Origin of the sequence: Microbacterium sp. (assembly GCF_052102115.1) — a bacterium.
Classification (GTDB): Bacteria; Actinomycetota; Actinomycetes; order Actinomycetales; family Microbacteriaceae; genus Microbacterium.
The window spans coordinates 34,087-54,545 of sequence record NZ_JBQDVP010000015.1 but is presented as its reverse complement, the minus strand read 5'-3'; the positions used below and the strand labels follow the sequence as shown (position 1 = coordinate 54,545).

Genomic DNA, 20,459 nt, shown 5'->3' with positions numbered 1-20,459 from the left:
TCACTTGACTATCCGTCGAGGGGTGTTCAGAATGATGAGCATGCGTTCATCGAATCGAACGACGATGGATGCCGCGGGCGCCGCGCGCCGCGAAGTGTGGCGCGAGGGCATCGGCGTCGCCGTCGCCACCAGCGCCTACGGGATCTCGTTCGGGGCTCTCGCCGTGGCATCCGGACTCGATGTCTGGCAGACCTGCGTGCTGAGCCTGCTGATGTTCACCGGCGGATCGCAGTTCGCCTTCATCGGCGTGCTCAGCGCGGGCGGGATCGCGGCACTGCCCTCGGCCATCGCCTCTGCCGTCCTGTTGGGCGTGCGCAACGTCGCCTACGGCATGCGGATGTCGCCGATCATCGGCTCCGGGTTCCTGCGTCGCGCTGCCGCCGCTCAGGTGACGATCGACGAATCCACGGCGGTGGCGATCTCGCAGAGCACCCCGCCGCTGCGCCGCCTCGGATTCTGGGTGACGGGCCTGGGCGTCTTCATCGGCTGGAACCTCACGACGCTGCTCGGCGCCCTCCTCGGTGACGTGCTCGGCGACCCCAAAGCCTGGGGACTGGATGCCGCGGCAGCGGCCGCCTTCCTCGCCCTGCTGTGGCCGCGGCTCAAGCAGCGCCAGGCGATCGCCGTGGGGGTCGCAGCCGCGGTGATCGCGGCATCCTTCACGCCCTTCGTCATGCCGGGGCTTCCTGTATTGATCGCGGCCGTCGTCGCCATCGTCGTCGGTTGGTTCAACTGGTTGGGAGCGAGCGAGCAGAGGGGATCCGCGTGAGCGTGTGGAGTGCCGTCCTGCTGGCGGCCTGCATCTGCGTGGCGCTGAAGGCCTTCGGGTACCTCATTCCGCCGCATCTGCTCGAGGCGCCGCGGCCAGCGCGCATCTCGGACCTGCTGACGGTCGCACTGCTGGCCGCTCTCGTCGCCGTGCAGACGCTCGGAGCCGGCCAGGCGGTCGTCGTGGATGCCCGGATTCCGGCCGTGCTCGTCGCCGCCGGACTGCTGTATCTGCGTCAGTCCTTCCTCGTCGTCGTGATCGCCGCTGCCGCTGTCGCCGCGCTGCTGCGCCTGGTGGGCTGGGCGAGCTGACGGCGTAGGATCTCAGCGTGCCCTACTGGTTGACTCGAACGCTGTCCTGGATCGCCGCCGCTCTCGTCGGCGTCGTCTACGGAACCGCGGGGACCATCGCACACAGCCTCATGTGGGGCCCGATCCCGATCGGTCTCATCGTGGGGGCGATCGCGTGCGCCGCTCTTCTCACCGCCGTCCGCGCACTCACCCATGACCGGGCAGCGGCCGTCGCCACCGCCATCGGCATGATCGGGATGCTGCTGATCATCTCGGGTCCTGGAGCCGGCGGATCGGTGATCGTGCCGAACACCCCGCTCGGACAGGTCTGGATCTACCTGATCGTGGGAATCGCTGTGCTCGTTGTCGCCTGGCCGAATCTGAAGCGCTCCCCGATGCGGCTTCCGCGTGAGACGCCGCTGCACGAGAACGGGTCGTAGACTGGAGGGGTGACGTATGTGATCGCCCTTCCGTGCGTCGATGTCAAGGACCGAGCCTGCATCGACGAGTGCCCCGTTGACTGCATCTACGAGGGTGAGCGCATGCTGTACATCCACCCGGATGAGTGCGTGGACTGTGGAGCATGCGAGCCCGTGTGCCCCGTCGAGGCGATCTACTACGAGGACGATACGCCTGAGGAATGGGCGGACTACTACAAGGCGAACGTCGAGTTCTTCAACGAGATCGGATCTCCTGGCGGCGCTGCGAAGGTGGGCGTCATCAAGTACGACCACCCGATCGTCGCAGCTCTTCCCCCGCAGGGCGAGTAGTCGCCGTGGGCGTCCGGGATCTCGCCGACTATCCGTGGGATGCCGTCGTTCCGTTTCGTGAGCGCGCGGCGCAGCATCCGCAGGGCCTCGTCGATCTGTCGATCGGCTCGCCGGTCGATCCGACGCCCGAGGTGATCCGGCGGGCGCTCGCCGAAGCGACCGACGCGCATTCCTACCCGCAGAACATCGGTACCCCGGCGCTGCGCGAGGCGATCGTCGACTGGTACGCCCGCCGCCGTGGGGTTTCCGATCTCACGGTGGAGAACGTGCTGCCCACGGTCGGTTCGAAGGAACTCGTGGCGCTGCTGCCGACGCTGCTCGGCCTCGGAGACGGCGACATCGTCGTCTTCCCGCGGGTCGCGTACCCGACCTATGAGGTCGGCGCTCGCGTCGCGGGAGCCACTCCCATTGCCGAAGATGACCCCGCGGCGTGGCCGGAGGGCACCAAGCTCATCTGGATCAACACACCGGGCAACCCGGACGGCCGCACCTGGACGCTCGACGAGCTCGCGGCGGCCGTGAGTCGTGCTCGTGAACTCGGCGCGGTGCTCGCCAGTGACGAGTGCTACGCGGAGCTCGGCTGGGAGGGACCCTGGGCGACCGAACCCGTGCCGTCGGTGCTCGACCCGCGCGTCACGGGCGGAACGCGGCGCAACCTGCTGAGCGTGTACTCGCTGAGCAAGCAGTCGAACCTCGCCGGGTATCGCGCAGCCTTCGTCGCCGGGTGTTCGCGCGTGATCGCCGAGATCCTCGCACCGCGCAAGCACCTCGGTCTCATGATGCCGCTGCCCGTGCAGCACGCGATGGTCGCGGCCCTCGGCGATGACGACCATGTCGCGGCGCAGAAAGAGCTCTACCGCGCGCGACGCGACCTGCTGCTGCCCGCGCTGCAGGCCGCCGGCTTCCGCATCGACGGCTCCGAGGCCGGCCTGTACCTGTGGGCGACGGAGGGCAGGGATGCCTGGGAGTCGATGGGAAGGCTCGCCGATCTCGGCATCCTGGGCGGCCCGGGGCCCTTCTACGGAGCGGATGCCGGTGAGCATGTGCGACTCTCCCTCACGGCGCCGCTCGACCGGGTCGCCGAGGGTGCGCGGCGCCTGCGCGATTCTGCGCTGTAGGTTCTCACCGTGAAAGTCGCGCGGCTCTTGGCGGTTGTCACAGTAGGCCAATCTGGCGACTAGGCTGTAATGGCGATTCGACCGTGACCCGGTCAGGCGCTCTGCGCCGTGCATCGCCTCGATCTATCCGACCAACAGGACGAACCAGACCGACAGGTCGCGTAAACGTACAAGGAGGTCCGCGTGAGTGCAGCGGGAGACCAGCAGACGAAGGCCACTCTCACGATCGGCGAGACCACTGCCGAATTCCCCCTTCTGCGCAGCACGGCCGGCGCTGACAGCATCGATTTCTCGACGTTGACCAAGCAGACTGGCTACACCGGCCTCGACTACGGATTCGTCAACACGGCATCCACCAAGTCTGAGATCACGTTCATCGACGGCGACCAGGGCATCCTGCGCTACCGCGGCTACCCGATCGAGCAGATCGCGAAGAACTGCTCCTACCTCGAGGTCGCGTGGCTGCTCATCTACGGTGAGCTTCCCACGCCCGCAGAACTCGCTGAGTTCGACGACCGGGTCCGTCATCACACCCTCCTGCACGAGGACATCAAGCACTTCTTCTCGGCGCTGCCGCACACCGCGCACCCCATGTCGGTGCTGTCGTCGGCCGTGTCGGCACTGTCGACGTATTACGAAGGTCAGACCGACCCGAACAACCCCGAGCACGTCGAACTGAACATGGTCCGCATGCTCGCCAAGCTGCCGGTGATCGCCGCCTATGCGCACAAGAAGAGCGTCGGGCAGGCGTTCCTGTATCCCGACAACTCGCTGAGCTTCGTCGACAACTTCCTCAAGCTCAACTTCGGCGTGCACTCCGAGCCCTACGAGATCAACCCGGTCATGTCGAAGGCGCTCGAGCTGCTGCTGATCCTGCACGAGGATCACGAGCAGAACGCCTCGACCTCCACGGTGCGCCTGGTGGGTTCGACCGGCGCGAACCAGTTCGCCTCGATCTCGGCCGGCATCCAGGCGCTCTCGGGCCCGCTGCACGGCGGCGCCAACGAGGCCGTGCTGAGCATGCTCGCCGAAATCCGCGATTCGGGCCAGGGCGTTCAGCGCTTCGTCGAGCGCGTCAAGAACAAAGAAGAGGGCGTCAAGCTCATGGGCTTCGGCCACCGGGTCTACAAGAACTACGACCCGCGCGCCAAGCTCGTCAAGGAGGCCGCTGACGAGGTGCTGCGCGAACTCGGCGTCACCGACCCGCTGCTCGACGTCGCCAAGGAGTTGGAAGAGCTCGCCCTCGCGGACGACTACTTCAAGGAGCGTCGCCTGTACCCGAACGTCGACTTCTACACCGGCGTGATCTACAAGGCCATGGGCTTCCCGACCCGCATGTTCACCGTGCTGTTCGCGATCGGCCGGCTGCCCGGCTGGCTCGCGCAGTGGCGTGAGCTGAACCTCGACCCGCAGACCAAGATCGGTCGCCCGCAGCAGCTCTACACCGGCCCGGCGGAGCGTACGTTCCAGACCCGCTGACCAGCGGATGCAGAAAGCCCCGGATGCTTCTCGAAAGAGGCATCCGGGGCTTTCGCGTCAGGCCGTTGAGCGCAGGCGCTCCCCGCGCTCAGACGCTCCCGCGGGTCGTTGAGCGCAGGCGCTCCCCACGCTCAGACGCTCCCGCGGGTCGTTGAGCGCAGGCGCGGAGCGCCGGAGACGAAACGGGTTGAGCGAGCGTCAGCGAGTCGAAACCAGAGGCTCAGCGCCCCTGAGCCCCGCCGCCCTGTGCACGGCGCGGACGACGGGTGTCGACGCGCTGACCGACCTGGATGCCGGAGCGCTGCCCACCGGAGCGCTGACCGCCACCGGAGCGCTGCCCCTGAGCCGCGGGCTGACCCTGACCCTGACGGCGGCGACGAGCGGGCGAGCCCGAGGCGGGGGCGCCGCCCTGTTGCGGCTGCTTGGGCTTCTTGGGCTGCTGGCGCTGCTGCGGCTGCGGGGGAGCGGGCTTCACGTGCGCGGCACGCTCACCGACGAGCTCGTCGACGATCGCACCGTTGACCTGCTCGAGGTCTGCGGTGATCTTCGCCTTGCGGAGCAGGTCCTTCACATCACGGCGCTGCTCGGGCAGCACGACCGTGACGACGGTGCCGGCGGCCCCTGCGCGAGCCGTGCGGCCCGAGCGGTGCAGGTACGCCTTGTGCTCCATGGGTGGGTCGACGTGGACGACGAGGTCGACGTTGTCGACGTGCACACCACGGGCAGCGACGTCGGTCGCGACGAGCACGCGCACGCCACCGTCGGCCGGGTCTGCGGAGAACGCTGCGAGGTTGCGCTCACGGGCGTTCTGCGACAGGTTGCCGTGCAGGTCGACGGCGGGGATGCCCGCAGCGGTCAGCTGCTTGGCGAGCTTCTTCGCCTGGTGCTTCGTGCGGGTGAACAGGATGCGGCGGCCGGTGCCCGAGGCGAGGTCGCGCACGAGTCCGGTCTTGTGCTCGGTTCCGGTGGTCACCAGCACGCGGTGGGTCATCTCGCCGACCGGGACGCTGGCCTCGTCGACCTCGTGGCTGACGGGGCTCGAGAGGAACCGCTTGGCGAGGGTGTCGACGCCGCGGTCGAGGGTGGCGCTGAACAGCAGGCGCTGTCCGCCGGCCGGGGTCGCGGCCAGGATGCGGGTGACGCCGGGCAGGAAGCCGAGGTCGGCCATGTGGTCGGCTTCATCGAGCACCGCCACCTCGACGGCGTCGAGGGAGACGAGCTTCTGCTTCATGAGGTCTTCGAGGCGGCCGGGGCAGGCGACGACGATGTCGACGCCGCTGCGCAGCGCCTGCTCCTGCGGGCGCTGGCTGACACCGCCGAACACGGTGGTGACGCGCAGGCCTGCGGCCTGGGCGAGCGGGGCGATGGTCGCCGCGATCTGCGTGGCGAGTTCGCGGGTCGGTGCGAGCACGAGACCGCGGGGGTGCTGGGCGCGGGTGCGCTTCTGCGAGTCGCTGAGACGCGCGACCAGCGGCAGCGCGAAGGCGATGGTCTTGCCGCTGCCGGTGCGGCCGCGGCCGAGCAGGTCGCGTCCGGCGAGCGAGTCGGGAAGCGTGTCGCGCTGAATCGCGAACGCTTCGGTCTTGCCGTCCGCGGCGAGCACGTCGGCGAGGCGTGCGGGCACGCCGAGATCAAGAAAACTGGGCATTGAGATACTCCATGAAGAAGAAGGCACAGCACGGGGTGTGCTGCGGGAAACGGGCGACGGCGCGGGATCGCGCATCGGTTCGCCGTTCGAGAGGATCGCAACCGGAGACCGGTGCGGAACATGTGTCGACGACGCAGACGTCTCGCATCAGCGAGGGGCGTCGCTCATAAGCCTAGCAGTGCTGTCTGTGAGTCGAGCGTCAGGAGGCGGCTTCGGCTTGTCGCTGCGCTCCTCGCTCAGCCCGTTTCGTCTCGCTGCTCTCGCTCAACGCCCGGAGAACCTGCCGCTGTTCAACGGACGCAGTGGCCCTGCGGGGCTCAACGCCCGGAGTGGCCCTGCGGGGCTCAACGGACGGAGCGGCCCTGCGGGGCGTTGAGCGGAGCGCGAAGCGCGAAGCCGAAACGGGTTGAGCGAGCGGAGCGAGCCGAAGCCTCCGCGCGCTCAGACAAGCTCAGGCGTGCAGCGTCTCGTTCAGGGTGACCCCTGCGCCGTCGCGCTGCCGTGCCTCGATCGCGCCGGTCACGGAGTTGCGCCAGAACAGTAGGCCGTTCTGCCCCGAGAGCTCGGCCGCCTTCACGATGCGCTTTCCGCCGTCTGCGGTGTCCGGGCCGCCGGCGAGGACGACCTTGGAGCCCGCGGTGATGTAGACACCGGCTTCGAGGATGCAGTCATCGCCCAGCGCGATACCGAGGCCCGAGTTCGCGCCGAGCAGGGTGCGCGCCCCGATCGAGACGCGCACGGTGCCACCGCCAGAGAGCGTGCCCATGATGGATGCCCCGCCGCCGACGTCGCTGCCCTCGCCGACGACGACGCCCTGCGAGATGCGCCCCTCGACCATCGAAGCGCCGAGCGTGCCGGCGTTGAAGTTCACGAACCCCTCGTGCATCACGGTGGTTCCGGGGGAGAGGTGGGCGCCGAGGCGCACGCGTGCGGCATCCGCGATCCGAACGCCGGCGGGCTGGACGTAGTCGGTCAGGCGCGGGAACTTGTCGAGCCCCTGAACCTGGATGCTGTGACGGCGCATCTGCGGCTGCAGCCGCGCCGCGTCGTCGGGATGCATGGGACCGGCGTTGGTCCAGGCGACGTTCGGCAGATGGCCGAAGATGCCGTCGAGGTTGAGGTCGTTCGGGCGCACCAGCAGATGCGAGAGCGCGTGCAGGCGCAGATACGCATCGGCGGTGGATGCCGGGGCGGCATCGAGATCGATCGCCAGCTGCACGGTCTCGATGCGGACGTTGCGGCGCTCGTCCTGGCCGGTATGCGCCTCGAGCTCGGCGATGTCGGCATCGGGCAGGTCGCCGGTTCCCACCTGCAGGTACCAGGCATCCAGAGCGGTGCCGCTCGCGGTGAGCGTGGTCAGGCCGATGCCCCAGACAGTGCGCGCGTTGTTCATACCTCCCACGGTACCGGTGCGGTGCGGCGACTTCGCCCACGCCCGCGCGCCGTAGGCTGGGTGCATGCAGCTCGATCTGACCGCGTCATCCGTCGATCTCACCCGCGCGATCTGCGACATCCCGAGCGAGTCGGGCAGTGAGCACCTGCTCGCCGATGCCATCCAGGCCGCGATCACGCCGCTCGCGCACCTCGACGTCATCCGCCACGGCAACACGATCGTCGCCCGCACGAACCTCGGTCGCGCTCAGCGCGTGGTCATCGCGGGGCACATCGACACCGTTCCGATCAACGACAACGTACCCACGCGCACGGTCGACATCGAGGGCGTGCCGCACCTGTGGGGGCGCGGCACGGTCGACATGAAGGGCGGCGTCGCCGTGCAGCTGAAACTGGCTGCCGAACTCGCTGACCCCGTCGTCGACATCACCTGGATGTGGTACGACAACGAAGAGGTCGCGGCCACCCTGAACGGGCTGAATCTGCTCTCCGCCGACCGACCCGACCTGTTCCAGGCGGATTTCGCCATCCTCGGCGAACCGTCCGATGGGCAGGTCGAGGGCGGATGCAACGGCACGCTGCGCGCGGTCGTCCGCACCCGTGGCGTGCGCGCCCACAGCGCGCGGGCGTGGATCGGCGAGAACGCCATCCATGCCGCAGCGCCCATCCTCTCGCGCCTGGCCGAGTACCGCGCGAAGACGGTGCCGGTCGAAGGTCTCGCCTACCGCGAGAGCCTCAGCGCCGTGCGCATCGACGGCGGTGTTGCCGGCAACGTGATCCCCGATCTGTGCGAGGTGGAAGTCAACTACCGATTCGCTCCGAGCAAGTCCGCAGCCGACGCCGAAGCGCACCTTCGCGGGGTGCTCGACGGGTTCGAGGTGGAGATCACGGATTCCGCAGAGGGCGCGCGCCCCGGTGTCGACTCGCCGATCGCGCAGCAGTTCGTCGCTGCCATCGGGGCCGAGCCGCGCCCGAAGTACGGCTGGACCGATGTCGCGCGGTTCAGCGCCCTCGGCATCCCGGCGGTCAACTACGGGCCGGGCGACCCGCACCTCGCGCACCACGATGAAGAGCGCGTGCCGTTCGCGCAGATCGACGCGGTCGAGCGCGGTTTGCGCGCGTGGCTCACCGCGCGCTGACCCCAGACCGGTGACTGGCGACACGACGATGCGCGGCACGGTGATCCGCGCGGCGCGGCACTGGGCTCAGATTCCGGTCTTCGGCCGGATCGCGATCATCTACCTGCTGGGGCGTGTCATCACGACCGCGTTCCTCGCGTTGGCTGCAGATCTCGCCGGCCCGGGGTCGCGCTTCGGCTCCGATGCGAGTATCGCAGACTTCGTGCTGGGCTGGGATGCCCAGTGGTATTGGCTGGTCGCCTGGGAGGGGTATCCGCAGACGCTGCCGCTCACCGAGTCCGGACAGGTCGCCGAGAACGCCTGGGCGTTCATGCCGGTCTACGCATATGCCGCGCAGGTGGTCGGGCTGCCGTTCGGGTCGTGGGGTGCGGGCGCGCTGATGATCTCGCTGGTCGCCGGCTTCTTCGCCTGCATCGCACTGCACCGTCTGCTCAGAGATCGCATCGGCGGCACGGCGGCGATGTGGGCGGTGACCTTCTTCGCGTGGGGGCCGTTGGCCGCGCTGTTCCAGGTCGGTTACGCCGAGGCGCTGTTCGTGATGCTGCTGCTGATCGCGCTCGATCTCGTCGCGCGACGACGATTCGGCTGGCTGTATCTCGTCATCCCGGTGATGGCATTCACTCGCCCCGGCATCCTCGCGTTCGCACTGTACCTGGGGCTCTACGGCATCCTGCGCTGGGTGCGTCGAAGCCGCGACCCGCTGCCGGTACGCGAGATCGTGCACATCATCGCGCTCGGCGCACTGGCGACCGTCACCGGCTTCGCCTGGCAGGTCATCGCCGGAGTCGTCACCGGCGACCCCGGTTCGTATCTGGCAACCGAACTCGCCTGGCGCCGCAATTGGGGGATCGGCGAGGGCGCGTTCGTACCGTTCGAAGGCTGGGTGCAGGCCGCGCAGTTCTGGTTCTCGCAGTGGGGCATGCCCGGTTGGTGGGGGTTCATCGCCCTCGGCATCCTCGTGGCGGCGGCGATCTGGATGCTGTTCGCACGCAACGTAAAGCGCCTGGGCCCTGACCTGCGGCTGTGGGGCGCAAGCTATCTGCTGTACCTGCTGGCAGTTTTCTTCCCGCAGTCGAGCACCTTCCGGCTGCTGCTGCCGCTCACCCCGCTCGTCGGAGCGCTCGCCGTGCCGCGTTCGCGCCTCTACCGGGCCGGGGTGCTGGTGCTGTGTCTGCTCGGGCAGTGGGTATGGATCCACCAGATGTACGGGCTGGGCAACACGTACTGGCAGGTTCCGTGAGGCTTTCTCGGCGCTGCGCGGCAGTGTTCATTTCGTATTCTTCCGTCGCGAACGCCGGGGCGGAAGCATACCGATAAACTTGATGCATACCACCGAGGGAAAAGGAGCCACGATGGCAGCGATGAAGCCGAGAACCGGAGACGGACCCATGGAGGCCGTGAAGGAGGGGCGACTGATCATCGTGCGCGTTCCCCTCGAGGGCGGCGGCCGTCTGGTCGTCTCCGTGAACGATGCTGAAGCGAAGGAGCTGCACGACGTCCTGTCGGGCGTGGTGAGCTGACTTCCAGCCTTCTCGGGAGGGGCGACGGATCTTCGGATCCGTCGCCCCTCCGTCATTGTGCGGACGTTCCCATCCGATGCGCCGACGGGTCCGAATGACTCATTGCGCGGCGAACGCTGCACGGAACCGAAAGGAACATCATGCGCAAGATGACACGATTCGGAATCATCACCACAGCGGGTGCGGGTGCTGCCGCCCTCGCCATCGCCGGGTTCGCTCTGCCCGCGTCGGCCGCGGACAGCGGTGACAGCACGAACGAGGTCACCTCCAGCTCGACCGACTTCATGAGCTCGATCGAGGGGCTGCAGACTTGGCTTGGCGACGCCGTCCTCGCCAGTGGCAATGACGCGTCGGTCGGCAACGTCGACGGCGGTCTGATCAACGCTCCACTGGTCGAGGGGCCGCTCGTGAGCGATTCCCCGGTGGCCTCGGGCAATGACACCCCGGTGGCCTCTGGCAATGAGGTCGACGCGCCCGTCGGCTCGGACAACGAGGTCACGGCGCCGATCGAGGCTCCGGTCGGCTCGGGCAATGACGTCTCCGGCAACGATGTCGGCTCTGAGAATGCGACCGGATCGGGCAACGAGACCGACGTCTCCCTCGGCGACATCGGTGCTGACGTCGATGATGTCGTCGGCGATGTGTCCGGCGACGTCGACTCGCTCGTCAACGGACTCCTCGACTGCCCACCCACCTGAGGGCGCGGCGCCCCGGCGGCGGCCGCGGCGCCGCTCACTCGTGGGGGGAAACCCTCGTCAGTCGGTGCGCACGCTGACCAGCTGCAGCAGACCCTCGCCCGAGGTCGAGATCGCGGCGAGCACAGCGGGGGACTCCTGCGTCTCCTGGATCAGCGATCGGAACGCGCGGGTGACAGCGTCGCGCTGCACGGGATCGGCGGCCTTTCCGCCGGCGAGAACACGCGGCACCGCGACGATTCCGCCGGTGCGCACCAGGCGCAGACCGTGCTCGACGTACTCGATGACGTTCTCGGGGTCGGCATCGACGAGGACGATGTCGTATGTGTCCTCATTCATGCGGGGGAGTACGTCGGCGGCCCGGCCGGTGATGAAGCGGACCCTGGTTGCGGGAACCTTCGCCTCGGCGAAGCTGCGGCGTGCGGCGGCGAGATGCTCGGGCTCGTTGTCGATCGAGGTGAGGACGGCCTGCGGTGCGCCGCGCAGCATCCACAGACCCGAGACGCCGGCACCGGTGCCGATCTCGACGATGGATCGGGCGGCGGTCGTCGCGGCGAGCACGGCGAGCTGCGCGCCGACTGCGGCGCTGACCGAGGCGATACCCAGTTCTTGTGCGTGGGTGCGCGCACGTGCCATGGCCGCCGGTTCGATGACCGCCTCGCGGATGTACCGTGCGTTCGCGTCGTTCTCGCTCATGTGTTCTCCTCGACCTGCTTGCTCCAGAGTATTCGCCCGTGGTGCTCGTGGCCGTCAGACGCGGCGGGTAGCCTGAGTACATGGATTTCGGCCTGACCTTCGAGAAGCTGTTGCTCATCGGGGTGATTGCTGCGATCATCATCGGTCCGGAGCGTCTGCCGAAGGCCGCCGAGAGCTTCGCGCGCTTCGTGCGCAAGGGCGGCGAATACCTCCGCGACACACGATCGAGGATGCGCGACGAGTTGGGTCCCGAGATCGACGACGTCGACTGGCGCAAGCTCGATCCGCGTCAATACGACCCGCGACGCATCATCCGCGATGCCCTGATGGAGGACGGCCCATCGACGGCGCCGTCAGCCACGGCCACCGCGACCGCCACCGCGACGGCGTCGGCTGCTGCGGCGGTCACGGCGGTTCCCACCGACGGGCCGGCTCAGCGTCCGTCGCGGACGCGCCCGGAGTTCACGCGGGACTCGCCGCCGCCGTTCGACCTCGAGGCCACCTGACCCGGGTCAGATCTTCGCCTTCAGCACCGCGATGTCGGCATCGCTGAGCAGCATCCGCGGAATCATCGTGACGACAGACGTGCCGCGCAGTTGCAGGACTGCCGCGTGCTTCCCGACGCGCACGGAGCGGAACGTCGAGTACGCCATGTCCGAGACGCCGCGCTTGGACATGAGCTTCACCGATGACGGGCCGACCTCGACGCGAACAGCCGTTCCCGTCGGCATCGCCGTGCTGATCGCGCGCTTGACCGACGCACGCGTGAAGATGATCGATGCGGCGATGAGCGCGGCGATCGCCAGCAGCGTCAGAGTGAGGGTGCTGCTGCGTTCGTCGTCGACGCCACTGATGAGCCCCAGCACGATGGCGTTCATGATGAAGGCGGCGACCAGTGCCGTGTAGGCGATGATCGCGAGCGGCCTCGTGAGCGTGTAGATCAGGGCATCCCGAGACATGCCGCGCAGCAGTTCCGCGTCGACGACGATGGAGCGGGAGGAAGGTTCTGCGGTCACCTCACGAGTCTTTCACGCCTCGTCGGCCGTGCGTTGCGTGACCGACATCGGCAGGGACCGGCCCGAGAGTCCGCGACCGCCCGCGGCCAGTCGCTCGGCCAGTTCGAGGATCGTGCGGGCGGCGTCGTCATCGGGATCGCTGAGGACGACGGGGGCGCCGGCATCCCCGCCGGCGCGCAGCGCAGGGCTCAGCGGCACCGAGGCCAGCAGCGGCACGTCGTCGTCGGGCTGCGAGAGCGCGGAGGCGACCTCAGCGCCGCCGCCGGCGCCGAACAGATCGACCACGGAACCGTCCGGCAGAGTGAAGGCCGCCATGTTCTCGACGACCCCGATCACGCGCTGACCCGTCTGCCGGGCGACCAGCCCGCTGCGGATCGCCACGTCGGATGCCGCGGACTGCGGGGTGGTGACGACGAGGACCTCGGCGTGGGGCAGCAGCTGCCCGATCGAGATCGCGACGTCGCCGGTCCCGGGCGGCATGTCGATGAGCAGCACGTCGAGGTCGCCGAAGAACACGTCGGTGAGGAACTGCTGCACGGTGCGATGCAGCATCGGGCCCCGCCACGCGACGACGGCCTCGCCGTCGCGCAGGAACATGCCGATCGAGACCGCCTTCACGCCGTGCGCGACCGGCGGCAGCATGAGGTCGTCGATGCGGGTGGGCTGCGTGCCCGCCGGGATGCCGAGGAGCCCGGGGATCGAGAAGCCGTGTACGTCGGCATCCACGAGTCCGACGGCCAGCCCCTGCGCGGCCAGGGCGACGGCGAGGTTCGCAGTGACGGTCGACTTGCCCACCCCGCCCTTGCCGCTGGAGACGAGGATCACGCGCGTGAGGGAATCGGGGCCGAACGGCATCTGTCGTACCGGCCGGCCCGCGCGCAGCTTCTCGGTGAGCGCCTTGCGTTCGGCCGGGGTCATGACGCCGACATCGACCGTGACGTCGGCGATGCCCGAGACGGATGCCGCGGCACGCCGCACGTCGGATTCGATGCGGTCGGCGGCGGGGCACCCGACGATCGTCAGGGCGATGCCAACCCTGGCGTGATCGCCGTCGACGGAGATGTCGCGGAGCATGTCGAGCTCGCCGATCGGCTGGCGCAGCTCGGGATCGGTCACGGCGCCGACGGCCTGACGGACACGGTCTGCGACACTCATGGGCGCGGGCGGCGCGGTTCGGCCGAGACGGGCCCGGTGCGCGCATCCGGGGCCTCCGTGTCATTGTCCCCATCGAGGTCTGCGAGCAGCGCCCGCAGCTCCAGTCGCAGCACGTCCCGCGTCACCGCCTGGGAGTTGCGCTCCTCCAGCGACATCCGCAGCGCGACGATCTCGCGGGCGAGGTACTCGGTGTCGGCGAGGTTGCGTTCCGCGCGCTGGCGATCCTGCTCGATCTGCACGCGGTCGCGGTCATCCTGCCGGTTCTGCGCGAGCAGGATGAGCGGGGCGGCGTACGAGGCCTGCAGCGAGAGGATGAGCGTCAGCGCGGTGAAGCCGAGGGCGGCGGAGTCGAAGCGCCACCAGCCGTTCTGCTCGGCGACGACGGTGTAGACCATCCACATCATGCAGAACAGCGTCAGCATCAGGAGGAACGCCGGGGTTCCCATTGCTCTGGCGACCCATTCGGTGAATCGGCCGAACCGGTCACGGGACTCCGGGCGCAGCTGCCGCGGCCGTGCCCCGCCGCGGCCGAGCGGGGCATCCAGACCCGAGCGATCGCTCTTGGCCATCATCGCGCGCCTCCCGGGGTCAGAGAGTCATCGGCATCCTGCGTTCGCCAGTCGTCCGGCAGCAGGTAATCGAGCACGTCATCGATGCTCACCACGCCGACGAGCCGGTTCGCAGCATCCACGACGGGGAGCGAGACGAGGTCGTAACTCGCGAGCAGACGGGCCGTCTCCGCGGCGGATGCCGTGGCGGCGATCGGTTCCATCGTGTCGTCGACGATGGCGCCGAGGCGCTCGTGGGGCGGATAGCGCAGCATCCGCTGGAAATGCACGACCCCGAGGAGGCGGCCGGTGGGTGTCTCGAACGGCGGGAGGGTGACGAAGACCGCGGCGGCCAACGCGGGATGCATCTCGTGACGGCGGATGAGCGCGAGTCCCTCGGCGACGGTCGCGTCGGCCGACAGGATGATCGGCTCCGTCGTCATCAGACCGCCGGCCGTGTCGGCGCCGTAGCTGAGCAGAGTGCGGACGTCCTCGGCCTCTTCGGGCTCCATGAGGTCGAGCAGCTGCTCAAGGCGCTTCTTCGGCAACTGCGCGAGCAGGTCGGCGGCGTCATCGGGTTCCATGTGGTCGAGGATGTCGGCCGAGCGCTCGTCGCCGAGCCCGTCCAGGATGCGCACCTGATCCTCCTCGGGCATCTCCTCGAGGGCGTCGGCGAGGCGGTCGTCGGGGAGCTCTTCAGCGACCTCGATCAGGCGTTTCTGCGGCAGGTCGAGCAGCGTCGTCGCGAGATCGGCGGCGTGCAGCTCGGAGTACGACGCGACAAGCTGCTCGGCGGACTGGGATTCGCCGGGGGCGCGCTTCTCGGCGACCTCGTTCCACGCCGCGAACGTCGTCGGCCCCTTCGCGAAGGGGGAGGCGCTCGTCTTCGGCTTGCGCAGGAAGAGCTGGCTGATGTCCCAGTCGCCGAGCCGATTGGGCTCGATCGCCACGTCTTCGATCACGGCACTGCCGCTGCCGTCGGTGAGCTCGACGCGGCGGCCCAGCAGCTCGGCCAGCACGCGCACCTCACCGGGGCGGGGCTGGAAGCGCCGCACGTTGATGAGGCCGGTGGTCAGCACCTGGCCAGCGCGGATCGAGGTGACCCGTCCGATCGACATGAAGACGTGGCGCCGGCCGGGGATCTCGATGACGAGGCCGATCACGCGGGGTGAGACGGTACTTCGGTACACGATGACGACATCCCGGACCTTGCCGAGCCGGTCGCCCACGGGGTCGAAAACGGCGCAGCCGGCCAGGCGCGCGACGAAAACCCGTTGTGTGCTCACGCTCCCAGCGTAGTCCGCAGGGGTCGGATCTCGGGCTGACCGGGGCGGCGCATGGAACAATGGCGGGATGAGCATGTTGAACCGTCCGGCCAGCGGCGCAGAGGTCGGCGAGACCGTCGCGTCGGTCCGCGAATACGAGGGCGCCCAGAAGACGGTCTCGAAACTGATCGCCGGCGACGTCCCCGCCCGTGACATCGCGATCGTCGGGCAGGGCGTGCGCACGATCGAGCGCGTCACGGGGCGCCTCGGCTATGCCGCGGCCGCCCGGTCGGGTGCGGTCAACGGCGTGCTCATCGGCCTGCTGCTCTCCGCGATCCTCGTGATCGGGAACCCGGATGCTCCGATCCAACTGTTCGTCGGCTTCGTCTTCATCGGCGTCGCACTCGGCATGATCCTGAGCCTGGTGACGTACGCGATCGTCCGGCGCCGTCGTGATTTCGCGAGCGTCACCCAGCTCGCCGCTGACCACTACGAGGTCACCGTGCTGGCGGCGTCGCTCGCGAAGGCGCGCGAGGCGCTGGGCACGCCTGAGCGCACCCAGGTAGTGCGCCCGCCCGTCGACCTCGATGAGCCTCCCCGGTACGGCGAGCGTGTCGCCCCGGGAGCGGATGCCGAGACGGCTGCTCAGACACCGTCCGGGCACGTCATCCCGCCGCGGCCAGCAGACCCTGCGCCGCGCTACGGAGAGCGGGTCGAGCCGGCCGAGCCGGAAGAGCCTGCCGCGTCTGAGGAGCCTGTCGCGTCTGAGGAGCCTGTCGCGTCTGAGGAGCCTGCCGAATCTGACGTCTCTGCCGACAGCACGAACCCCGACGCGACGCCGAATCCGACCGACGACCACCGCTGAGCCGCTCACCCAGGAGGATCGATGACTACGCCCGAGTCGAATGAGGCGCCGCAGACCGCGGACGGACAGCATCCGGCGAACGGATCGCATGGATTCGCGCAGCAGCCGCCGGCACCGGCGCAGCCGTACCCGGCGCCCGCGCAGCCTTACCCGACGTACCAGGGCCAGTCGGCACCCGTCCAGCCGGCGCCGCCCTACGCGGGCCAGCAGCCCGTCCAGCAGCCGTATCCGGGCCAAGCCGCCCCCGCCCAGCAGTACCAGCCGTATCCGGGCCAGCCGTACCCTGGCCAGCCCGGACCCTACCCTGGCCAGCCCGGACCCTACCCTGGCCAGCCCGGTGCGCCGTACGGCTACCCCGTGCCGGTGCGCACGCCGACGGGAACACTGTCGTGGGCGCTCGGGTTCCTCGTTTTCCTGGTGTTCCCCTTCATCAGCGGCATCATCTCCGGTGTGGCGATGGGACTGAGCTACGGATCAGCGGCAAAGCACGGCGGGATTGCACGCGAGAACGGGCGGTCGGCAGCGAACTGGGGGTTCACCTACGTCCTCGTGTCGGTCGTGCTGGTGATCGCGCACTTCGTCATGCTCGCGGCGTTGTCGGGCACGAGCGCCGCTCGCGGGTTCTTCCCGATCGGCCTTCCGCTGACGGTGTACTTCGTGATCTCGCTCCTGCACATCGTGCTGGTCATCGTCGGCACGGTGCGTGCGTCCAGCGGCAAGGTCATGAAGGTGCCGTTCGCCATCCCCTTCATCCGCGCATGAGCCTGACGGTCGAGCTCCCGAAGGGGCCGACCTCGGTCTCGACGACGTGGGGTGCAGGGGACGGTCGGGGCACGGTGCTCGTCGCGCACGGCGCCGGCGCCGGTATGGAGCATCCGTTCCTCGTCGGCTTCACAGACGCGCTGAACGAGCTCGGCTTCTCGACGATGCGGTTCAACTTCCCGTATCGCGAGCAGGGCAGGCGCATGCCGGGGCCGGCAGCGCACGCGATTGCGACCTGGCGGGTTGCGGTGGAGCATGCTCGGGAGCGGATGCCGGATGCTCCGCTGTGGGCGGCCGGCAAGTCGTACGGCGGACGTATGGCATCGATGGCCGTTGCCGATGGGGTCGAGGTCGACGGCTTGGTCTACCTCGGGTATCCGCTGCATCCGCCGGGGGAGCCCGAGAAGCTGCGCGCTGAACACCTGCCCGCGATCGCGGTGCCGCAGCTGTTCATCGAGGGCACGAACGACCCGTTCATCCGGCCCGTCTCACAGCTCGAGGACGTCGTCGCAACCTGTCAGGATGCCCGCATCACCTGGATCGACGACGGCGGCCACTCCTTCGAGGTCAAGGGCCGCAAACGCCTGGCCGAAGAGGTGGGAGCATCTCTCGCCCCGCTGGTTGCGGACGGCCTACCGCGGTAGGCAGTGACGCGCGAACAGAAGCGCGGAGCGTCACAGATCGAGGAAGTCGCCGAGCCATGTCCGCACGGATGCGAGGCAGACAGCCGAGACGCTTCCCGCGCCTCCGGTCAGGCGCTCGCGTGAGAGCGTTCGCGGCTGTTCCGTCATGATCCAGGACGGCCGCTCCAGGCCGCTCGGGCCCTCGACTCGAACGTGATTGGGCCAGCCGCGGTCCGTCGTCGTGATCGGAAGCGCGATGACCAGCGTCGTCACAGCATCCAGGTATCCGGCGGATGCGACGACGAGTACCGGGCGGTGTCCGCCCTGCTCGCGGCCGCGCACCGGCTCAAGAGCCGCCCAGGCCACCATGCCGGGCGCGAACTCGCGCCTCGTCATGCGCCCGAATCTGAAGACTCTGCGTCAGTCAACTCGGTGCGTTCCCACTCCGCCGACTCTGCGGCGTGCGAACCGGCATTCGATGGGGATGTGTTCGCGATCGCGGTCTTCAGCGTTTGCAGGCGAAGGCGGCGGTCCTCGGCATCCGCAAGTCGCGAGAGATGCGCGCCGAGCGTGAGCCCTTCCCGTGCCGCCTGGTCCTTGAGCCGATCGCGGAGCTCATCGTTCACCTTGATCGTCGTTGTCATACTTTGAGTATACCGCGTCAGCGGTGCTGCCAACGGAACAACATGAGCCGCAGTGCCGCCCCGATCTTCATCGGCACGATCTCACCGAGTCGGTGCTCGTCAGCGCGGACGAGGCGATCGGCGAGGTCGGGGCGCTGCTGCCGCAGATACTCCCGACCGACTTCGGCGTGCGGCGAGTTCGAGACGATCTTGATGACGTCGGCGTGCTCGATGAGCGGGATCGCGTTCTCGATGTTCTCCCACGTCGAGCGGCTGCTCGGTTCGAGGACGATACGCCCGGTGTAGTCGAGCTCCTCGCGGGCGAAGCGCTCCATGATGACCGCCTCCGGAGTGTCGCCCTCCACCGTGCCGCCGCACATCACGACCGTGGTGTCGGCGTCCCGGTCGATCGAGCGGATGCTGGCGCGCACACGATAGCGATTGACGAAGTTCGCGCTCTCACCGTGATTGCCGTAGCCGAGCACGACGACAGCTTCGGTAGCCGGGCGTTCGGCGGTGACGGGCGCGGGTATGCCCAGCATCCGCCAACTCGAACGCCAGTTCACGAACTCGGCCCACGCGGCCAACGCCGTGTACGCGGCGAAGCCGGTCCAGAACAGGCGACGCGTGAGGTGGCCGGAACCGCTCAAGCCTTCGAACCCCGCTCGATCCATGCCTCGACCTCGTCGGCCGTGCGCGGAATGTCGGCCGACAGATTCACCGGGCCCTCAGCCGTCATCAGGATGTCGTCTTCGATGCGCACGCCGATGCCGCGCAGCTCTTCCGGCACGGTGAGGTCGTCGATCTGGAAGTACAGGCCGGGCTCGATCGTGAAAACCATCCCTGCCTCCAGTACGCCGTCGTAGTACATCTCGCGACGGGCCTGCGCGCAGTCGTGCACATCGATTCCGAGGTGATGAGACGTGCCGTGCACCATGTAACGGCGGTGCTGGCCGCCCGCATCGGCATCCAGCGCCTCGTCTGCGGTGACCGGCAGAATGCCCCACTCGGCCGTGCGTGCGGCGATCACGGCCATCGCGGCCTCGTGAACCTCGCGGAACTTCACACCGGGCCGGGCTACCGCGAACGCGGCATCCGCAGCTTCGAGCACCGTGTCGTAGACGCGTCGCTGCACGTCCGAGAAGGTGCCGTTCACGGGCAACGTGCGGGTGATGTCGGCGGTGTACAGGCTGTCTGCCTCGACACCGGCATCCACGAGGATGAGATCGCCGGGGATCACGGCGCCGTCGTTGCGCGTCCAGTGCAGGTAGCAGGCGTGCGGGCCGGAGGCCGAAATGGTGTCGTATCCCTCGCCGTTGCCGTCTTCACGGGCACGGCGGTGGAAGACGCCCTCGACGACGCGCTCGCCGCGGGCGTGCTGGGCAGCATCCGGCAGAGCGGTGATGATGTCGTCGAACCCGCGTGCGGTGATCTCGACCGCGCGACGCATCTCGGCGATCTCGTACTCGTCCTTCACCAGACGCAGCTCCGAGACGAAGCGCTCCAGCTCGGCATCCGCCAGCGTGAGATCGTCATTGGTCGCGCCGAAGGCAGCGAGGTGGTCGGTCGCGACGGCCAGGTCGGCGGCGACCCCGGCGAGCGAGGGGCGCGGGCCGATCCAGAACTCGCCGACCGTGGCGTCCGCGTAGAACTCGGTCGTGGTGCGGTCGGCGCGCTCGCGGAAGTACAGGGTCACGTCGTGCCCGCCGCCGCCAGCCGCTGCGGAACTCGGTTCGAACACCAGCACGGAGTCGGGCTCGGTGTCTGCGGCCCACCCCGTGAGGTGCGCGAACGCGGAGTGCGCGCGGAACGGGTAGTCGGTGTCATTGCTGCGCTGCTTCAGCGAACCCGCTTCGATCACGACGCGCTTGCCGGGGAACGCGGCCGACACCTTTGCGCGCCGGGCGGCGGCGAACGCGGCCTGCGGGCGCGCGCTGGGCAGCGACTCCGGGCGGTCGGCCCATCCGGTCGAGATCGTGTCGAGGAATCCGCGCGGGAACGGCTGTTTGCGGTTCGTGACGGGGGCCTCTTCGATCGTCTCGTTCTCTGCGGTGCTCATACCTCCAGTCTCTCACTCCTGCGTAGG

Annotated in this window: 25 protein-coding genes; 14 read left to right on the top strand and 11 right to left on the bottom strand. The window is 68.7% G+C overall.

The window, feature by feature from the left end:
- The first annotated feature begins 40 nt into the window (after window positions 1-40).
- The 6 genes from ACTICP_RS06965 to ACTICP_RS06940 all read left to right on the top strand — a co-directional run bounded on the left by ACTICP_RS06965 (window position 41) and on the right by ACTICP_RS06940 (window position 4,426).
- On the top strand, window positions 41-769 hold the full coding sequence (locus ACTICP_RS06965; RefSeq protein WP_441890849.1) for an AzlC family ABC transporter permease: 729 nt from the start codon (window positions 41-43) through the stop codon (window positions 767-769).
- Entirely contained in the window at window positions 766-1,080 is a 315-nt protein-coding gene (locus tag ACTICP_RS06960) for an AzlD domain-containing protein (protein ID WP_441890847.1), read from the top strand. The genes ACTICP_RS06965 and ACTICP_RS06960 overlap by 4 nt, the downstream gene beginning before the upstream one ends.
- A 17-nt stretch (window positions 1,081-1,097) precedes the next feature.
- Window positions 1,098-1,499 carry a histidinol dehydrogenase gene (locus tag ACTICP_RS06955; protein ID WP_441890845.1) on the top strand — a complete coding sequence of 134 codons (402 nt, stop codon included), beginning with the start codon at window positions 1,098-1,100 and terminating at the stop codon, window positions 1,497-1,499.
- Window positions 1,500-1,508: 9 nt separating this feature from the next.
- Window positions 1,509-1,829 carry a ferredoxin gene (gene fdxA / locus ACTICP_RS06950; RefSeq protein ID WP_441887809.1) on the top strand — a complete coding sequence of 107 codons (321 nt, stop codon included), beginning with the start codon at window positions 1,509-1,511 and terminating at the stop codon, window positions 1,827-1,829.
- Between the two features lie 5 nt (window positions 1,830-1,834).
- Complete coding sequence (dapC, locus tag ACTICP_RS06945) at window positions 1,835-2,947, top strand: succinyldiaminopimelate transaminase (RefSeq protein WP_441890843.1); 1,113 nt, start codon at window positions 1,835-1,837, stop codon at window positions 2,945-2,947.
- 183 nt (window positions 2,948-3,130) lie between these two features.
- Window positions 3,131-4,426: a citrate synthase gene (locus ACTICP_RS06940; protein WP_441890841.1), complete on the top strand. Its 1,296-nt coding sequence runs from the start codon at window positions 3,131-3,133 to the stop codon at window positions 4,424-4,426.
- Between the two features lie 220 nt (window positions 4,427-4,646).
- Here the strand turns inward: ACTICP_RS06940 and ACTICP_RS06935 are convergent, their stop codons facing one another.
- Together ACTICP_RS06935 and dapD are read right to left on the bottom strand one after the other, a co-directional pair.
- Window positions 4,647-6,074 carry a DEAD/DEAH box helicase gene (locus tag ACTICP_RS06935; protein WP_441890838.1) on the bottom strand — a complete coding sequence of 476 codons (1,428 nt, stop codon included), beginning with the start codon at window positions 6,072-6,074 and terminating at the stop codon, window positions 4,647-4,649.
- 451 nt (window positions 6,075-6,525) lie between these two features.
- Window positions 6,526-7,467, bottom strand: coding sequence for a 2,3,4,5-tetrahydropyridine-2,6-dicarboxylate N-succinyltransferase (gene dapD / locus ACTICP_RS06930; RefSeq protein WP_441890836.1), 942 nt, complete (start codon window positions 7,465-7,467; stop codon window positions 6,526-6,528).
- Window positions 7,468-7,531: 64 nt separating this feature from the next.
- Here dapD and dapE point away from each other — a divergent pair, with 64 nt between their 5' ends.
- From dapE to ACTICP_RS06910, 4 genes are all read left to right on the top strand, one after another.
- Window positions 7,532-8,605, top strand: a complete 1,074-nt coding sequence (dapE, locus tag ACTICP_RS06925; protein WP_441890834.1) for a succinyl-diaminopimelate desuccinylase — start codon at window positions 7,532-7,534, stop codon at window positions 8,603-8,605.
- A gap of 10 nt (window positions 8,606-8,615) precedes the next feature.
- Window positions 8,616-9,845: a hypothetical protein gene (locus ACTICP_RS06920; RefSeq protein ID WP_441890832.1), complete on the top strand. Its 1,230-nt coding sequence runs from the start codon at window positions 8,616-8,618 to the stop codon at window positions 9,843-9,845.
- Window positions 9,846-9,957: 112 nt separating this feature from the next.
- A complete protein-coding gene (locus ACTICP_RS06915; RefSeq protein ID WP_441839128.1) occupies window positions 9,958-10,125 on the top strand; it encodes a DUF3117 domain-containing protein in 168 nt (55 codons plus the stop codon).
- Between the two features lie 149 nt (window positions 10,126-10,274).
- Entirely contained in the window at window positions 10,275-10,823 is a 549-nt protein-coding gene (locus ACTICP_RS06910; protein ID WP_441890830.1) for a hypothetical protein, read from the top strand.
- 57 nt (window positions 10,824-10,880) lie between these two features.
- On the opposite strand, the gene ACTICP_RS06905 is transcribed toward ACTICP_RS06910, so the two are convergent.
- The gene (locus ACTICP_RS06905) at window positions 10,881-11,516 is read right to left on the bottom strand and encodes an O-methyltransferase (protein WP_441890828.1); all 636 of its coding nucleotides are present in this window, start codon (window positions 11,514-11,516) and stop codon (window positions 10,881-10,883) included.
- Between the two features lie 80 nt (window positions 11,517-11,596).
- On the opposite strand from ACTICP_RS06905, the gene ACTICP_RS06900 reads away from it, so the two are divergent.
- The gene (locus ACTICP_RS06900; RefSeq protein WP_441890826.1) at window positions 11,597-12,022 is read left to right on the top strand and encodes a Sec-independent protein translocase TatB; all 426 of its coding nucleotides are present in this window, start codon (window positions 11,597-11,599) and stop codon (window positions 12,020-12,022) included.
- 6 nt (window positions 12,023-12,028) lie between these two features.
- Here ACTICP_RS06900 and ACTICP_RS06895 read toward each other — a convergent pair whose 3' ends face one another.
- The 4 genes from ACTICP_RS06895 to ACTICP_RS06880 are packed head-to-tail and all read right to left on the bottom strand — an operon-like array spanning window position 12,029 to window position 15,521.
- The gene (locus ACTICP_RS06895) at window positions 12,029-12,532 is read right to left on the bottom strand and encodes a YcxB family protein (RefSeq protein WP_441890824.1); all 504 of its coding nucleotides are present in this window, start codon (window positions 12,530-12,532) and stop codon (window positions 12,029-12,031) included.
- 12 nt (window positions 12,533-12,544) lie between these two features.
- Window positions 12,545-13,687, bottom strand: a complete 1,143-nt coding sequence (locus ACTICP_RS06890; RefSeq protein WP_441890822.1) for an Mrp/NBP35 family ATP-binding protein — start codon at window positions 13,685-13,687, stop codon at window positions 12,545-12,547.
- Window positions 13,684-14,256, bottom strand: a complete 573-nt coding sequence (locus tag ACTICP_RS06885) for a DUF1003 domain-containing protein (protein WP_441890820.1) — start codon at window positions 14,254-14,256, stop codon at window positions 13,684-13,686. The genes ACTICP_RS06890 and ACTICP_RS06885 overlap by 4 nt, the downstream gene beginning before the upstream one ends.
- The gene (locus ACTICP_RS06880) at window positions 14,256-15,521 is read right to left on the bottom strand and encodes a magnesium transporter MgtE N-terminal domain-containing protein (RefSeq protein ID WP_441890818.1); all 1,266 of its coding nucleotides are present in this window, start codon (window positions 15,519-15,521) and stop codon (window positions 14,256-14,258) included. The genes ACTICP_RS06885 and ACTICP_RS06880 overlap by 1 nt, the downstream gene beginning before the upstream one ends.
- 67 nt (window positions 15,522-15,588) lie before the next feature.
- On the opposite strand from ACTICP_RS06880, the gene ACTICP_RS06875 reads away from it, so the two are divergent.
- From ACTICP_RS06875 to ACTICP_RS06865, 3 genes are read left to right on the top strand one after another with little or no spacing between them, the layout of a single operon-like run.
- Window positions 15,589-16,365, top strand: coding sequence for a general stress protein (locus ACTICP_RS06875; protein WP_441890816.1), 777 nt, complete (start codon window positions 15,589-15,591; stop codon window positions 16,363-16,365).
- Window positions 16,366-16,386: 21 nt separating this feature from the next.
- On the top strand, window positions 16,387-17,127 hold the full coding sequence (locus ACTICP_RS06870; RefSeq protein ID WP_441890814.1) for a DUF4870 domain-containing protein: 741 nt from the start codon (window positions 16,387-16,389) through the stop codon (window positions 17,125-17,127).
- Complete coding sequence (locus tag ACTICP_RS06865) at window positions 17,124-17,771, top strand: alpha/beta hydrolase family protein (RefSeq protein ID WP_441890812.1); 648 nt, start codon at window positions 17,124-17,126, stop codon at window positions 17,769-17,771. The genes ACTICP_RS06870 and ACTICP_RS06865 overlap by 4 nt, the downstream gene beginning before the upstream one ends.
- Window positions 17,772-17,801: 30 nt before the next feature.
- Here the strand turns inward: ACTICP_RS06865 and ACTICP_RS06860 are convergent, their stop codons facing one another.
- From ACTICP_RS06860 to ACTICP_RS06845, 4 genes are read right to left on the bottom strand one after another with little or no spacing between them, the layout of a single operon-like run.
- Window positions 17,802-18,146, bottom strand: coding sequence for a type II toxin-antitoxin system PemK/MazF family toxin (locus tag ACTICP_RS06860; protein WP_441890810.1), 345 nt, complete (start codon window positions 18,144-18,146; stop codon window positions 17,802-17,804).
- Window positions 18,143-18,394 carry a hypothetical protein gene (locus ACTICP_RS06855; RefSeq protein WP_441890808.1) on the bottom strand — a complete coding sequence of 84 codons (252 nt, stop codon included), beginning with the start codon at window positions 18,392-18,394 and terminating at the stop codon, window positions 18,143-18,145. The genes ACTICP_RS06860 and ACTICP_RS06855 overlap by 4 nt, the downstream gene beginning before the upstream one ends.
- A 17-nt stretch (window positions 18,395-18,411) precedes the next feature.
- A complete protein-coding gene (locus ACTICP_RS06850) occupies window positions 18,412-19,023 on the bottom strand; it encodes a YdcF family protein (protein WP_441890806.1) in 612 nt (203 codons plus the stop codon).
- Window positions 19,020-20,432, bottom strand: a complete 1,413-nt coding sequence (locus tag ACTICP_RS06845) for an aminopeptidase P family protein (protein WP_441890804.1) — start codon at window positions 20,430-20,432, stop codon at window positions 19,020-19,022. The genes ACTICP_RS06850 and ACTICP_RS06845 overlap by 4 nt, the downstream gene beginning before the upstream one ends.
- Window positions 20,433-20,459: the final 27 nt, after the last annotated feature.

Bases quoted from the DNA above. Each gene is read 5' to 3' on its own strand.
- dapD (WP_441890836.1), bottom strand. From the start codon at position 7,467: ATGAACAACGCGCGCACTGTCTGGGGCATCGGCCTGACCACGCTCACC.
- ACTICP_RS06890 (WP_441890822.1), bottom strand. From the start codon at position 13,687: ATGAGTGTCGCAGACCGTGTCCGTCAGGCCGTCGGCGCCGTGACCGAT.
- ACTICP_RS06860 (WP_441890810.1), bottom strand. From the start codon at position 18,146: ATGACGAGGCGCGAGTTCGCGCCCGGCATGGTGGCCTGGGCGGCTCTT.
- ACTICP_RS06905 (WP_441890828.1), bottom strand. From the start codon at position 11,516: ATGAGCGAGAACGACGCGAACGCACGGTACATCCGCGAGGCGGTCATC.
- ACTICP_RS06900 (WP_441890826.1), top strand. From the start codon at position 11,597: ATGGATTTCGGCCTGACCTTCGAGAAGCTGTTGCTCATCGGGGTGATT.
- ACTICP_RS06885 (WP_441890820.1), bottom strand. From the start codon at position 14,256: ATGGCCAAGAGCGATCGCTCGGGTCTGGATGCCCCGCTCGGCCGCGGC.
- ACTICP_RS06865 (WP_441890812.1), top strand. From the start codon at position 17,124: ATGAGCCTGACGGTCGAGCTCCCGAAGGGGCCGACCTCGGTCTCGACG.
- ACTICP_RS06855 (WP_441890808.1), bottom strand. From the start codon at position 18,394: ATGACAACGACGATCAAGGTGAACGATGAGCTCCGCGATCGGCTCAAG.
- ACTICP_RS06910 (WP_441890830.1), top strand. From the start codon at position 10,275: ATGACACGATTCGGAATCATCACCACAGCGGGTGCGGGTGCTGCCGCC.
- ACTICP_RS06915 (WP_441839128.1), top strand. From the start codon at position 9,958: ATGGCAGCGATGAAGCCGAGAACCGGAGACGGACCCATGGAGGCCGTG.
- ACTICP_RS06935 (WP_441890838.1), bottom strand. From the start codon at position 6,074: ATGCCCAGTTTTCTTGATCTCGGCGTGCCCGCACGCCTCGCCGACGTG.
- ACTICP_RS06965 (WP_441890849.1), top strand. From the start codon at position 41: ATGCGTTCATCGAATCGAACGACGATGGATGCCGCGGGCGCCGCGCGC.
- dapE (WP_441890834.1), top strand. From the start codon at position 7,532: ATGCAGCTCGATCTGACCGCGTCATCCGTCGATCTCACCCGCGCGATC.
- ACTICP_RS06845 (WP_441890804.1), bottom strand. From the start codon at position 20,432: ATGAGCACCGCAGAGAACGAGACGATCGAAGAGGCCCCCGTCACGAAC.
- ACTICP_RS06870 (WP_441890814.1), top strand. From the start codon at position 16,387: ATGACTACGCCCGAGTCGAATGAGGCGCCGCAGACCGCGGACGGACAG.
- ACTICP_RS06875 (WP_441890816.1), top strand. From the start codon at position 15,589: ATGAGCATGTTGAACCGTCCGGCCAGCGGCGCAGAGGTCGGCGAGACC.